The sequence below is a fragment of the Chthonobacter albigriseus genome (assembly GCF_013839445.1).
Lineage (GTDB): Bacteria > Pseudomonadota > Alphaproteobacteria > Rhizobiales > Pleomorphomonadaceae > Chthonobacter > Chthonobacter albigriseus.
The window spans coordinates 22,940-36,189 of the sequence record NZ_JACDIT010000011.1; the positions used below are offsets into that span (position 1 = coordinate 22,940).

11 protein-coding genes are annotated in these 13,250 nt (G+C 65.9%); 7 read left to right on the plus strand and 4 right to left on the minus strand.

Annotated features, from left to right (window positions below):
- The first annotated feature begins 64 nt into the window (after positions 1–64).
- A complete protein-coding gene (locus HZ321_RS19940) occupies positions 65–2,290 on the plus strand; it encodes an anthranilate synthase component I (RefSeq protein ID WP_425305422.1) in 2,226 nt (741 codons plus the stop codon).
- Positions 2,291–2,485: 195 nt separating this feature from the next.
- Here the strand turns inward: HZ321_RS19940 and HZ321_RS19945 are convergent, their stop codons facing one another.
- Together HZ321_RS19945 and argE are read right to left on the minus strand one after the other, a co-directional pair.
- A complete protein-coding gene (locus tag HZ321_RS19945) occupies positions 2,486–2,953 on the minus strand; it encodes a group III truncated hemoglobin (RefSeq protein ID WP_194304086.1) in 468 nt (155 codons plus the stop codon).
- 349 nt (positions 2,954–3,302) lie between these two features.
- Positions 3,303–4,457 (minus strand): acetylornithine deacetylase, encoded by a 1,155-nt coding sequence (argE, locus tag HZ321_RS19950; protein ID WP_181704166.1) that lies wholly within the window; start codon positions 4,455–4,457, stop codon positions 3,303–3,305.
- A 505-nt stretch (positions 4,458–4,962) separates the two neighbouring features.
- Here argE and HZ321_RS19955 point away from each other — a divergent pair.
- The 3 genes from HZ321_RS19955 (at position 4,963) to HZ321_RS19965 (ending at position 8,425) form a co-directional block, all read left to right on the plus strand.
- Entirely contained in the window at positions 4,963–6,342 is a 1,380-nt protein-coding gene (locus tag HZ321_RS19955) for an NAD(P)-dependent oxidoreductase (RefSeq protein ID WP_181704167.1), read from the plus strand.
- A gap of 20 nt (positions 6,343–6,362) precedes the next feature.
- Entirely contained in the window at positions 6,363–7,676 is a 1,314-nt protein-coding gene (gene preA, locus HZ321_RS19960) for an NAD-dependent dihydropyrimidine dehydrogenase subunit PreA (RefSeq protein WP_181704168.1), read from the plus strand.
- Positions 7,677–8,002: 326 nt separating this feature from the next.
- On the plus strand, positions 8,003–8,425 hold the full coding sequence (locus HZ321_RS19965; RefSeq protein ID WP_181704169.1) for a type II toxin-antitoxin system HicB family antitoxin: 423 nt from the start codon (positions 8,003–8,005) through the stop codon (positions 8,423–8,425).
- A 6-nt stretch (positions 8,426–8,431) separates the two neighbouring features.
- Here the strand turns inward: HZ321_RS19965 and HZ321_RS19970 are convergent, their stop codons facing one another.
- Complete coding sequence (locus HZ321_RS19970) at positions 8,432–9,079, minus strand: TetR family transcriptional regulator C-terminal domain-containing protein (RefSeq protein ID WP_181704170.1); 648 nt, start codon at positions 9,077–9,079, stop codon at positions 8,432–8,434.
- 109 nt (positions 9,080–9,188) lie between these two features.
- Positions 9,189–9,737 carry a cupin domain-containing protein gene (locus tag HZ321_RS19975; RefSeq protein ID WP_181704246.1) on the minus strand — a complete coding sequence of 183 codons (549 nt, stop codon included), beginning with the start codon at positions 9,735–9,737 and terminating at the stop codon, positions 9,189–9,191.
- Positions 9,738–9,906: 169 nt separating this feature from the next.
- Between HZ321_RS19975 and aptA the strand changes: the two genes are divergently transcribed.
- The 3 genes from aptA to HZ321_RS19990 all read left to right on the plus strand — a co-directional run bounded on the left by aptA (position 9,907) and on the right by HZ321_RS19990 (position 13,228).
- Positions 9,907–11,238, plus strand: a complete 1,332-nt coding sequence (gene aptA / locus HZ321_RS19980; RefSeq protein ID WP_181704171.1) for an omega-aminotransferase AptA — start codon at positions 9,907–9,909, stop codon at positions 11,236–11,238.
- 186 nt (positions 11,239–11,424) lie between these two features.
- A complete protein-coding gene (locus tag HZ321_RS19985) occupies positions 11,425–12,918 on the plus strand; it encodes a CoA-acylating methylmalonate-semialdehyde dehydrogenase (protein WP_181704172.1) in 1,494 nt (497 codons plus the stop codon).
- Positions 12,919–12,928: 10 nt separating this feature from the next.
- A complete protein-coding gene (locus HZ321_RS19990; protein ID WP_181704173.1) occupies positions 12,929–13,228 on the plus strand; it encodes a cupin domain-containing protein in 300 nt (99 codons plus the stop codon).
- Positions 13,229–13,250: the final 22 nt, after the last annotated feature.

The following is a 13,250-nucleotide window of genomic DNA, read 5'->3' on the forward strand; positions in this document are numbered from 1 at the left end:
GATCGGTCACGGATCGCCGGAACCGGGTGTCGCCGCGACGGCGATGTGGGCAAGGATCGATCCGATGACCAGGACCGGGAAGGACGGGGGCATGGCGGACGCGGAGTTTACGACAGCCGGCGGCGTCGATGTGGCGCGCGTGCCGCGTCTGGTGACCTACAAGGAGGCGGCCCTGCGCTACGTCGACATGCTCGACGACCAGCGTGGCGCGGTCTTCTCGTCCAACTACGAGTACCCGGGCCGCTACGCGCGCTGGGATATCGCCTTCGTCAACCCGCCGGTGGCGCTGACGGCACGCGGCCGCTCCATCGTGATCGAACCGCTGAACGAGCGCGGCCGTGTGCTGATGCCCGCCTTCGTCGAGGCGGTCCGCGCCGGCGACGACCTAGCCTCCTTCGACGACACCGGCGGCCGGATCGTCGCCGAGATCAAGCTTCCGGTTGGTCGCTTTGCCGAGGAGGAGCGTTCCCGCCAGCCGTCGGTCTTCTCCGTGATCCGCCGTCTGGTCGCCCATTTCCGCAGTGAGGAGGACCAGAACCTCGGGCTTTGGGGTGCCTTCGGTTACGACCTCGCGTTCCAGTTCGAGCCCATCGACTTCCATCTTGACCGGCCCGGCGACCAGCGTGACCTCGTCCTCTACTTCCCCGACGAGGTGCTGATCGTCGACCACTACCGCGCCCAGGCGACGGTCTACGCCTACGATTTCACCGTCGCCGGAAAGTCGACCGCCGGCCTGCCGCGCGACGGAGCACGTCATGCGTTCCGCACCTCCGACCGCATTCCGGGGCGCGGCGACCACGAGCCGGGCGAGTACGCCGCCTCCGTGTCCAAGGCCGTGGAGTATTTCAAGCGCGGCGATCTCTTCGAGGTGGTGCCGGGCCAGACCTTCTACGAGCGGCCTACGGCGCCGCCGTCCGCCATCTCGCGCCGCCTCCAGGAGATCAATCCGTCGCCCTACGGCTTCATGATCAACCTCGGCGAGGACGAGTATCTCGTCGGCGCTTCGCCGGAGATGTACGTCCGCGTCACCTCCGGCCGGCGGGTTGAGACCTGCCCGATCTCCGGCACCATCCGCCGCGGCAAGAACGCCATCGAGGACGAGGCGCAGATCCGCGCGCTGCTCAATTCCAAGAAGGACGAGGCGGAGCTGACCATGTGCTCCGACGTCGACCGCAACGACAAGAGCCGCATCTGCGAGCCGGGCTCCGTGCGGGTGATCGGCCGTCGCCAGATCGAGATGTACTCCCGCCTGATCCACACGGTGGACCACATCGAGGGCCGCCTGCGCGAGGGCATGGACGCGCTCGACGCCTTTCTCAGCCACGCCTGGGCGGTGACCGTCACAGGCGCCCCGAAGCGCTGGGCGATGCAGTTCATCGAGGATCACGAGAAGAGCCCGCGCGCCTGGTACGGCGGCGCGGTGGGCGCCATCCTCTTCAACGGCGACCTCAACACCGGCCTGACGCTGCGCACCGTGCGGATTAAGGACGGCATCGCACAGGTGCGCGCCGGCGCCACGCTGCTCTACGATTCCATCCCGATGGAGGAGGAGAAGGAAACCGAGCTGAAGGCCTCCGCCATGCTGGCCGCCATCCGCGAGGCCGGCAAGACCGCCGCGTCCCTGCAGACCAACGGTCCGGAACTGGTCGGTGCCGGCCTGAAGGTGGTCCTGGTCGACCACGAGGACAGCTTCGTCCATACGCTCGCCAACTACTTCCGCCAGACCGGCGCGGACGTCACCACCATCCGATCGTCGAAGGGCGTCGGCGTGGATGCCTCCGAGTTCGACCGGTTGCAGCCCGACCTCGTCGTGATGTCGCCGGGGCCCGGCAGCCCGTCCGACTTCCACTGCACCCGCACGATCGCCGAGATCCGCGGCCGTGGCTTGCCGATGTTCGGTGTCTGCCTCGGCCTTCAGGCGATGACTGAAGCCTACGGCGGCAAGCTCGCCCAGCTCGACATACCCGTGCACGGCAAGCCGTCCGAGGTGTCCGTGGCGCGCAATTCCATGCTCTTCAACGGGCTGCCGGAGCGCATCATCATCGGCCGCTACCACTCGCTCCACGCGGTGCGGGACGCATTGCCGGAGGGCTTCTCGGTCTCCGCCGTGACGGACGACGGCGTGGTGATGGCCATCGAGCACGAGAGCGAACCGATGGCCGCGGTCCAGTTCCATCCCGAGAGCATCATGAGCCTGGGAGACGATGCCGGCCACAAGATCGTGGAGAATGCCATCCGCGCCCTCGTCGGAAGCCGACAATTGCGCCGTGCAGGTGATACAATAAATTGACGCGACTGCGAAAAACCGCGCCATGCCAAAATTCGGGGGATGTGCGTGGAGGCGCTCTGGCGCTATTCTCGAGAGAGGCGCTGAGGTCTGCTGGCACAACCTTAGCGCGGCCGGGGCGACCCGGCTCCGCGTTTCGCGGTATTGCGGTCCAAACTTCGAAGGGGGGCGTCGCCCTCCTTCCTTTTCTCCAGCAGATCAGCTGCCGGCCCGGATCATCGGCAGGCGGACCGCATCCTCGCCGCGATGGAACGCGATCGACAGCCGGAACGAATGGGCGATGCGCTCCGCCCGCCCGATGAAGATTGCCGCCGCATCCCTCGAAAGCAAATCCTCCGCCGTTTCCCTGAACAGCGCCAGCCAGCGTCGGAAGTGCGGCTCCGACAGCTCCCCGATCCTCAGGTGCGGGGAGAGAGGCCGGCCGTCGTAGCGCTCGGTGCGCAGCACCACGGACGACCAGAAGGCGCACATCTTCTCCAGGTGGATCGGCCAACGGTCGCTGGCGATCTCGCGGCCGAAGATCGGCCCGAGCAGGTCGTCCTCTCGGATGCGCGCGTAGAAGCCGTGCACGAGCCGCCGGATGTCCTCCTCGCCGATACCGGCCGGAGCCTGATCGGGGAAGGGCTCCACGCCGGCCGCCCGAACGCGAATGGGTTCGTCGCTCATCTCACAACTCCATGCTCACTCTTGCACCTAACGGTCGCGGGCCGGATCGGGAATCCGTAATAACCCGCCGCAATGCAAGAAGGGCTGCTCCCTGTGGGAACAGCCCTTCCATTGCCGAGTCGCTGGCTCGGGAACCCGGGTCACCGTCTAGAAGGACGGCTTCCGCCTGGCTTCAGGTTTCGTCAGGAGACGATGCCCTTGGCCGAGGCGACGATCCGGGTGGCCCTCGTCAGAGCCGCGACAGTCTGCAATGAGATCACCGGATCACCTCCTTTCGGTTGTTGACGACGATGCCAAGATGGGCGCTGATTTTCCTGTTCGCAAGTGCCTGATGGCAAAAAGAATAATGCTACGCCCGCGCTTCCTCGATCAGCCGCTCGACGAAGCGCGCGCAGGCGGCAAGCTGCTCCGCGGTGATGAATTCGTCCGCCTTGTGCGCCTCGCCGATCGACCCGGGGCCGACCACCACGGTGGGGATGCCTGCTTCGGCAAACAGCCCGGCCTCGGTGCCGTAGGCGACCTTGGCGTGGTCGTTGCGTTCCGCCAGCCGCTTGGCAAGCGTGACCACCGGCGCATCCTCCGGCGTTGCAAGGCCCGGAAACTCCGACATTTCTTCGAAGCGGAAGCCGGTCGCTGGGTCCACCGCGTGCATCTGAGGTTCGATCTCCGCCCGGGCATGCTCCATCACCTCCGCGACCAGCGCGTCGATATTCTCCTCCGGAAGGGTGCGGAATTCGAAGGCGAACTCGCACGAGGCCGGCACGATGTTGAGCGCCGTCCCGCCGGACACCGTGCCGACATGGGCAGTGGAGACCGGGACGTCATAGAGCGGATCGGTGGACCCGGCTGACAGCCGGCGGCCGATCTCGCGGATCTTCAGGATCAGCTCGGCGGCATACTCCACCGCGTTGACGCCGCTCGGCGCCAGCGACGAGTGGCAAGCCTTTCCCGTCACGGTCACCTTGAAGCTCCGCTTCGCCTTGTGGCCGATCACCGGCTGCATGCTCGTCGGTTCGCCCACGAAGCAGGCGATCGGCGCCACGGAACCGGCCGCGATGTGGGCGATCATCGGGCGCACGCCCACGCAGCCGACCTCCTCGTCATAGGAAAAGGCGAGATGGATCGGCCGGGCGAGGGGCTTGGCCAGCATGTCCGGGACCGCCGCCAGGCAGACGGCAAGAAACCCCTTCATGTCGCAGCTACCGCGCCCGTAGTACCGCCCGTCACGCTCGGTCAGTTGGAATGGATCGGTCGACCAGTCCTGCCCGTCCACGGGCACCACGTCCGTATGGCCGGAGAGGATATACCCCGGCACGTCGGCGGGGCCGATCGTCACCAGAAGATTCGCCTTCTGCCCCGTCTCGTCGGTGATCCGCGTTCCTGTCAGCCCATGGCGCAGGAGAAAGGCCTCCACCCACGCGACGAGATCCAGATTCGAGTTCCGGCTTGTGGTGTCGAAGGCGACGAGGTGGGCGAGAATGTCGATCGCGGCGCTTTGCGGCACGATGTGGGTGCTCCTTTTGGACGGTCGGCCCAGCCTAGCGGGCGACTCGGTCGGGCGATAGGGCCCGCGTCGGACGGAACTTGCCGCCTATTTGCGCCTGCCGGCCTCGGCTGCCGTTCGCGACGGCAGAAAAAACTTGAATACATGAATCCAGTAATCAGATTCGCTCAGTAGAGTCCTGATATCAAAAGACGTGTATTGTTCGCGAAGCCGCTCCTCGCCTTGGCAAAGCATCGCAGCCCTGCACAAGGCCTCATCAACAACAGACCGCGCGGCGGCTTCCGGATCACATCTTCAACCGCATCTCTTGACGACAGGAAATTTTTACCGAAAGATCAATAAAACGGCGGCACACGAACCGCCAGCTAGAGGGTCGCGCCCGTGAAACGGTCGCGGATGTCCGATCCCGCGGAAAAGGGAGCGGACATCGAAGTTGACGTCTGATGGGGCATCCGTCGACCGTTCCTACAGGGGAGCCGGTGACGGCTTGCGGAGGAGTCCTGCCATGTCTTCGGTGATCGAGAATCTCGCCGCCGTTCCCGCATCCACGGACGTGGCAGCCGGTCGGCTGCCTGCGTCGCAGTATGCGGAGAACTTCGCGGACATGCACCGCCCGCTCACCGCGCACGAGGCGCTGGTGGAGAGCGACCGCTGCTACTTCTGCTACGACGCGCCATGTCAGAAGGCATGCCCGACGTCGATCGACATTCCGCTGTTCATCCGCAAGATCGGCACGGGCAATGTGGACGGATCGGCCGAGACCATCTTCTCCGCAAACATCCTCGGCGGCATGTGCGCCCGCGTCTGCCCCACCGAAACGTTGTGCGAAGAAGCCTGCGTCCGCAACACCGCCGAGGACAAGCCGGTCCGCATCGGTCTCCTGCAGCGCTACGCCACCGATCACTATATGGCCGACCACGACACCTACGGCGCCCGCAAGCCGGCGACCGGCAAGCGGGTCGCAGTGGTCGGCGCCGGCCCGGCCGGACTCTCCTGCGCTCACTCCCTTGCAGCGGAAGGCCACGACGTCACGCTCTTCGACGCGCGCCGCAAGGCGGGCGGTCTCAACGAGCACGGCATCGCCACCTACAAGACGGTCGACGACTTCGCCCAGTCCGAAGTCGACTTCGTCCTCGCGATCGGCGGCATAGCGCTTGAAACGGGCAAGGCGCTCGGCCGCGACCTGCGTCTGGCGGACCTTCGCCGCGACTTCGACGCCGTCTTCCTCGGGCTCGGCCTGCAGGCCGTCAACGCGCTCGGCCTGGAAGGCGAGGGCATGCTTGGAGTGGAAGATGCTGTCGCCTGGATCGAGATGCTTCGCCAGGCGCCCGACAAGGCCATGGTGCCGGTCGGCCGCCGCGTGGTCGTCATCGGCGGCGGCATGACCGCGGTCGACGCCGCGGTGCAGGCGAGGAAGCTCGGCGCGGAGGACGTGACGATGGTCTACCGACGCGGCCGCGAGCAGATGAACGCCTCCGCCTACGAGCAGGAGGTGGCGCAGATCAACGGCGTCAAGCTGGTCACCTGGGCCGAGCCCCGCGCGCTGCACGGCGCCAACGGCATCGTCACCGGCGTCGAGTTCGAGCGCACCTCCATCGGCCTCTCCGGCAAGCTGGAAGGCACCGGCGAACGCTTCGTGATCCCTTGCGATCAGGTGATGAAGGCGATCGGTCAGCTCTTCGTGCCGGGTCCGGTCGCCGGCGAGACGGCCGAGGCGATCGCCCTGGAGAAGAACCGCATTCGCGTCGACGACGAGCAGCGCACGTCGCTTACCAAGGTCTGGGCCGGCGGCGACTGCGTCCTCGGCGGCGAGGACCTGACCGTCGTCGCGGTCGAGCACGGCAAGATCGCCGCACGGTCCATCAACGCGGCGCTCGGCGCCTGATCCGAGGGGAGGGGAAAACCATGGCTGACCTTCGCACCGACTTCCTCGGCATCAAGTCGCCGAATCCGTTCTGGCTGGCCTCCGCGCCGCCGACCGACAAGCAGTACAACGTCGAGCGCGCCTTCAAGGCGGGCTGGGGCGGCGTGGTCTGGAAGACGCTTGGCGAGGATCCCGCCGTCGTCAACGTGAACGGCCCGCGCTACGGCGCCGTCCACTCCAACGACCGCCGCCTGATCGCGCTCAACAACATCGAGCTCATCACCGACCGGCCGCTGGAGGTGAACCTCCGCGAGATCGCCGAGGTGAAGAAGAAGTGGCCGGATCGCGCCATGGTGGTCTCGCTGATGGTGCCTTGCGAGGAGCGCAACTGGACCACCATCGTTCAGCGCGTCGCCGAAACCGGCGCCGACGGCATCGAGCTGAACTTCGGCTGCCCGCATGGCATGTCCGAGCGCGGCATGGGATCGTCGGTGGGTCAGGTGCCCGAGTACATCGAGATGGTGACCCGCTGGTGCAAGGCGGCGAGCCGCATGCCGGTCATCGTCAAGCTGACGCCGAACATCACCGACATCCGCTATCCCGCCCGGGCCGCCAAGGCCGGCGGCGCCGACGCCGTGTCGCTGATCAACACCGTCTCCTCGATCATGTCGATCGACCTCGACAACTTCGCGCCAACCCCCACCATCGACGGCAAGGGCAGCCACGGCGGCATGTGCGGCCCGGCGGTAAAGCCGATCGCCCTTAACATGACCGCCGAGATCGCTCGCGACCCGATGACCCGCGGCCTGCCGATCTCCGGCATCGGCGGCGTCACCACCTGGCGCGACGCGGCCGAGTTCATCGCCCTCGGCTGCGGCACCGTGCAGGTCTGCACCGCCGTCATGACCTACGGCTTCAAGATCGTCGAGGAGATGATCGACGGCCTCAGCCGCTACATGGACGAGAAGGGCTACCGCTCGATCGAGGACTTCCGCGGGCTGGCCGTGCCGAACGTCACCGACTGGCAGTTCCTGAACCTCAACTACGTCACCAAGGCCCGCATCGACCAGGACCTCTGCATCAAGTGCGGCCGCTGCCACATTGCCTGCGAGGACACCTCGCACCAGGCGATCACGCACATGGTCGACGGCGTGCGGCACTTCGAGGTGATCGACGAGGAGTGCGTCGGCTGCAACCTCTGCGTCAACGTCTGCCCCGTGGAGAACTGCATCACCATGGAGCAGCTGACCGAGGGCATCGACCCCCGCACCAAGCGCCCGATCCACCCCGAATACGCCAACTGGACCACGCACCCGAACAACCCGGCCGCGGTGAACAAGGTCGCGGCCGAGTAGGGCTCTTTCATATTCAACCAGTACGAAAGGTTCCCTTTATCGGGAATTTTCAGGATGATGGTTGTGCCATGGTAGCATGGATCTGATTGACCTCAACAGATCTGTGGACTATCAATGAACGCTCAGGAGCTGAAGCGGTGGTTGGCCAAGCGCGGCTGCAGCTTTGATCCCATAGGGGCGGCAGCGGGCATCTAACTGTCCGCCGCGGGGAGCGGACGTCGCAATTGCCCATGCATGGTGGTTCTAAGGAACTTGGCACGGGGCTGGTCCGGAAGATCAAGAAGGACCTCGGCCTTGAGTAACGGTGTGGACCGGGTGGACCCGTCATGACCCTCCAGTATCCAATCGTTCTTACCCCCGATGATGACGGATCGCTGCTGGTCACCTGTCCGGTGCTGCCGGAACTGACCACGTTCGGCGCGGACCAAAGCGAAGCGGTTCGTCAGGCTGAAGCCGCATTGGAAGAGGCCGTATCGGCACGTATCGCCGCGTGGGAACAGCTGCCGTTGTCCTCGGGGCGGCTCGGCGGCCTGTGTATCCGCCTTTCCCTTCAATCGACCCTGAAAGCCCTTCTCTACATCGCCTGTCGTGAGGAGAAAGTCACCCGCGCCGAACTTGTCCGCCGGCTCGGTTGGCATCGTGAGCAGGTCGACCGTCTCTTCCGGCTGGATCATGCGAGCCGCATCGACCAGATCGAAGCGGCCTTCGGAGCTCTGGGCCGGCACGTGGAAGTCGAAGTCGCGGCCTGATCGGTCCTACCGCGGCAGGATGCCTTGCAGCAGAACGTCCAGAACGGTCTCGCTCGCCGCCTTGAACACCTCCGGATTCTCCATCCCGGAGCCGAGCAGAGCGCGGATCTGGGTGTCGAAGTCGGCGTAGTGCTGGGTCGTCGCCCAGATCATGAAGATCAGGTGCACCGGGTGGATCGCGCGGAGCTTGCCGTCCGCGATCCAGCCGCGCAGCACGCCGGCCTTCTCGTCAACGACCTCCTTCAGTTCCGTGCGCAGCATGCCGTCGATCAGCGGGGCGCCCTGCATGATCTCGCCGACGAACAGCCGGCTCTCCTGAGGACGGTCGCGCGCCTGCTCCAGCTTCACCCGGATGTAGCGGCCGATCTCCTCGGCAGGATCGCCGTCCGGGTCCATCTCGCCGAAGGGGGCGAGCCACATGTCCAGCGTGCGCTGCAGCACGGCCGTATAGATGTCCTGCTTGCGCCGGAAATAATAGAGCAGGTTCGGCTTCGACATCCCCGCCCGCTCCGCGATCTGATCGACGGTCGCGCCACGAAATCCATAGGTGGAGAAGACGTCCAGGGCGGCGTCGAGGATTTTCTCCTCGTTCTCGGCCTGGATCCGCGTGCGCTTCTTGGAGGCGCGGGCGCGGGCAAGATTGATGTCGTCCATCGTCCACCTTGTCCGGAGTCGAGCCGGAATTCTTTCGTCCGGTTTAAACTACGGGGCGAGGCGGGGCTAGAGGTCACCCGCCTGTGCGTCCACAGGATGCCACGGACGCTCAGAACGACGGCGGCGTGCAGGCGCTGACCAGTTCGCACGGCTCGGTTCCGACGTTGCGGAAGCGATGCGGCTCGGAGCTCGTGAAGTAATAGGCGTCGCCCGGTCCGAGCACCTCGCGCCGGTCACCGACCGTCACCTCGAGCTGACCGCGAAGGATGATGGCGGCCTCCTCGCCCTGGTGCTTGAGGGGGATCCGGCCGGAGTCGGCTCCGGCTTCGTAGCGTTCCATGATCAATTGCAGTGCGCGGCCGGTCAGGTCCTTGCCGACCTGCCGATAGGAGACTCCACCGCGCCCGATCTCCTTCAACTCCGAGGCGCGGAAAAACACCTGACCGGGCGTGGAATCCACCGCGAAGAAGTCCGACAGCGCCATGGGGATAGCGTCGAGGATCCGCTTCAGGGCGCCGACCGACGGATTCACCGCGTTGGACTCGATCTGGCTCACTGTGGCGTTCGAGATCCCCGCCGCCTTGGCGAGCCCGCGCTGCGAAAACCCCCGCGCTTCGCGCACGGTTCTGAGCCGCCCGCCGACATCGAACCCGTCCATCCCGCTTCCCCATGTTAAATCGTTCGGTATTCTGAACGGATGAGCCGGAAAGACAAGTGAAATCAATACCACCGTCTCCGCGAACAAAACCGCTTGTTCAGTATCCACGAAGACCGATAAACTGATCCCCTGAGCGCATCCGCGCCCTTCGGCCTCAAGGATTCCCGATATGAACGAGCACGTCCCGGCTCCAGCCCCGAACAATCTCGAAGCTTTCTGGATGCCGTTCACGGCGAACCGGCAGTTCAAGAAGGAGCCCCGCCTCTTCGCCTCGGCCAAGGGCATGTACTACACGACGACCGAAGGCCAGAAAGTGCTGGACGGCACCGCGGGCCTGTGGTGCGTCAACGCCGGGCACGCCCGTCCGCGCATCGTCGAGGCGGTGCAGAAACAGATCGCCGAGCTGGACTACGCCCCGGCCTTCCAGATGGGCCACCCCAAGGCCTTTGAGCTCGCCTCGCGGCTCGTCAACTACCTGCCGAGCCCGCTCGACCACATCTTCTTCACGAACTCCGGGTCGGAGTCGGTCGAGACGGCCCTCAAGATTGCGCTCGCCTATCAGCGCGCCAAGGGCAAGGGCCAGAAGTTCCGCCTGATCGGCCGCGAGCGCGGCTACCACGGCGTCAACTTCGGCGGCATCTCGGTCGGCGGCATCACCAACAACCGCAAGTTCTTCGGCACTCTGCTGACCGGAGTCGACCACATCCGCCACACCCACGACCTCGCCCGCAACGCCTTCTCCCGCGGCGAGCCGGAGCATGGGGTGGAGTTCGCCGACGATCTGGAGAAGCTTGTCGCGCTCCATGATCCCTCCACCATTGCCGCCGTGATCGTCGAGCCGGTCGCCGGCTCCACCGGCGTGCTCATCCCGCCGAAGGGCTACCTGAAGCGGATCCGCGAGATCTGCACCAAGCACGACATCCTGCTGATCTTCGACGAGGTCATCACCGGCTTCGGCCGCCTCGGCACGCCGTTCGCGGTCGAGTACTTCGACGTCGTCCCCGACATGGTTGTCTGCGCCAAGGGCATCACCAACGGCGTCATTCCGATGGGCGGCGTCTTCGTCTCCAACGAGATCTACGACACCTTCATGACCGGTCCGGAGCATGCCATCGAGCTGTTCCACGGCTACACCTACTCGGCCCATCCGGTCGCCTGCGCCGCGGCCCTCGGCACGCTCGACACCTACGAGGAGGAAGGCCTGCTGACCCGCGGCGCCGAGATGGCGTCCTACTTCGAGACCGCGCTGCACACCCTGAAGGGCATGCCGCACGTCATCGACGTCCGCAACATCGGCCTCGTCGGCGCGATCGAGCTGGAGCCGAAACCGGGCGAGCCGACCAAGCGCGCCTTCACCGCCTTCCTCGACGCCTACAAGGAAGGCGTGCTGATCCGCACGACCGGCGATATCATCGCCCTCTCGCCGCCGCTGATCGTCGAGAAGGAGCAGATCGACGAGATCGTCGCGACGCTTGCCCTGGTGCTGAGCCGCCTGGACTGAGCGACCACCGAGAGACGTTCGGCGCAGTGCCATGTGAACCTCCCCTCCGGCACGAGGGGAGGGCACGCGCCGGTAAAGACCAGTGCAGACGGCGTCCCCGCGCAGCCATGCCGTGCCGTCGCTTTTGGCCGACAGGCCCGGTGGCGAGCCGAATGGGACGCCGCGCAAGAACCCGAGGAAACATCCATGCGTGAAATCAAGAACGCCATCGGCGGACAGTTGGTCGGCTCCGCGTCCGGCCGCAGCCAGCCCGTGTTCAACCCGGCGACCGGCGAACAGGTCGCCACCGTCCCGCTGTCTTCGGCCGAGGAGGTTTCTTCCGCCATCGCCGCCGCCAAGGCTGCGTCGGAAAGCTGGGGCCGGATGCCGCCGCTGAAGCGCGCGCGCTACATGTTCAAATTCAAGGAGATCTGCGAGGCGCGCGCCGACGACATCGCCCGCGCCATCTCCGCCGAACACGGCAAGACCCACGCCGACGCGCTCGGCGAGGTCCAGCGCGGCCTGGAAGTGATCGAGTTCGCCTGCGGCATCCCGCACCTCCTCAAGGGCGAATTCTCCCGCAACGTCGGCCCGGAGATCGACAGCTACTCCGACCGCCAGCCCCTCGGCGTCGTCGCCGGCATCACGCCGTTCAACTTCCCGGCCATGGTGCCGATGTGGATGTATCCGGTGGCGATCGCCTGCGGGAACACCTTCGTCCTGAAGCCGTCCGAGCGCGATCCCGGCGCGGTCATGCTCGCCTACGAGCTTTTCGAGGAAGCCGGCTTCCCCAAGGGCGTGCTCAACGTCGTCCACGGCGACAAGGTCGCGGTCGACACCATCCTGAAGCATCCCGACGTGAAGGCGATCTCCTTTGTCGGCTCCACACCGATCGCCGAATACGTCTATGCGACGGGCACCGCCCACGGGAAGCGCGTCCAGGCCCTCGGCGGCGCCAAGAACCACATGATCATCATGCCCGACGCCGACATCGACAAGGCTGTCGACGCCCTGATGGGCGCGGGCTACGGCTCGGCCGGCGAACGCTGCATGGCTGTCTCGGTCGCCGTACCGATCGGCGAGGCGACCGCCAACAAGCTGGTGGAGGCGCTGCGGCCGAAGGTCGAGGCCCTGAAGATCGGGCCGGCCACCGACAGTCAGGCCGAGATGGGCCCGCTCGTCACCCGCCAGCACCAGCAGAAGGTCCTCGGTTACATCGACCAGGGCGTCAAGGAAGGCGCGGAGCTCGTCGTCGACGGCCGCGGCTTCAAGCTCCAGGGCTACGAGAACGGCTACTTCGTGGGCGGCACGCTGTTCGACCGGGTCACCCCGGAGATGACGATCTACAAGGAGGAGATCTTCGGGCCGGTTCTCTCGGTGCTCCGCTCGCCGAACTACGACCACGCGGTCGACCTCATCAACCGCCACGAGTACGGCAACGGCACCGCCATCTTCACCCGCGACGGCGACGCCGCCCGCAACTTCGCCGATCGGATCGAGGTCGGCATGGTGGGCATCAACGTGCCGATCCCGGTGCCGGTCGCCTACCACTCCTTCGGCGGCTGGAAGCGCTCGCTGTTCGGCGATCACTCGATCTACGGACCGGAAGGCATCCGCTTCTACACCCGCCTGAAGACCGTGACCCAGCGCTGGCCGGAAGGCATCAAGTCCGGCGCGGTGTTCACCTTCCCCACCATGTGAGGATCCGAAAATGTCGAGGTTCCAGGCGCGTCCGCCGGCCGTCTCCACCGTCCTTCAGGACGACGAGCGCTGCCGCGTGACGCGCTGGGACTTCGAGCCCGGCGCCGACACCGGTTGGCACAGGCATGGCATGGCCTACCTCGTCATCCCGATGACCGACTGCAGCTTCCTGATCGAGGATGCCGAGGGTGAGCGTCGTGTCGACGTCCCGATGGGCGCGACCTACACTCGCTCGGAGGGCATCGAGCACAACGTCGTCAACGGCGGGACCGAGCCGATGAGCTTCATCGAGGTGGAGTTCAAGCGGTGAGCGGCCCTTGACGGCCAGCGTA

What these genes read in the sequence shown, in the direction of transcription:
- HZ321_RS19940 (WP_425305422.1), top strand. Translation starts at nt 65, where the DNA reads ATGACCAGGACCGGGAAGGACGGGGGCATGGCGGACGCGGAGTTTACG.
- HZ321_RS19945 (WP_194304086.1), bottom strand. Translation starts at nt 2,953, where the DNA reads ATGAGCGACGAACCCATTCGCGTTCGGGCGGCCGGCGTGGAGCCCTTC.
- HZ321_RS19955 (WP_181704167.1), top strand. Translation starts at nt 4,963, where the DNA reads ATGTCTTCGGTGATCGAGAATCTCGCCGCCGTTCCCGCATCCACGGAC.
- preA (WP_181704168.1), top strand. Translation starts at nt 6,363, where the DNA reads ATGGCTGACCTTCGCACCGACTTCCTCGGCATCAAGTCGCCGAATCCG.
- HZ321_RS19965 (WP_181704169.1), top strand. Translation starts at nt 8,003, where the DNA reads ATGACCCTCCAGTATCCAATCGTTCTTACCCCCGATGATGACGGATCG.
- HZ321_RS19970 (WP_181704170.1), bottom strand. Translation starts at nt 9,079, where the DNA reads ATGGACGACATCAATCTTGCCCGCGCCCGCGCCTCCAAGAAGCGCACG.
- HZ321_RS19975 (WP_181704246.1), bottom strand. Translation starts at nt 9,737, where the DNA reads ATGGACGGGTTCGATGTCGGCGGGCGGCTCAGAACCGTGCGCGAAGCG.
- aptA (WP_181704171.1), top strand. Translation starts at nt 9,907, where the DNA reads ATGAACGAGCACGTCCCGGCTCCAGCCCCGAACAATCTCGAAGCTTTC.
- HZ321_RS19985 (WP_181704172.1), top strand. Translation starts at nt 11,425, where the DNA reads ATGCGTGAAATCAAGAACGCCATCGGCGGACAGTTGGTCGGCTCCGCG.
- HZ321_RS19990 (WP_181704173.1), top strand. Translation starts at nt 12,929, where the DNA reads ATGTCGAGGTTCCAGGCGCGTCCGCCGGCCGTCTCCACCGTCCTTCAG.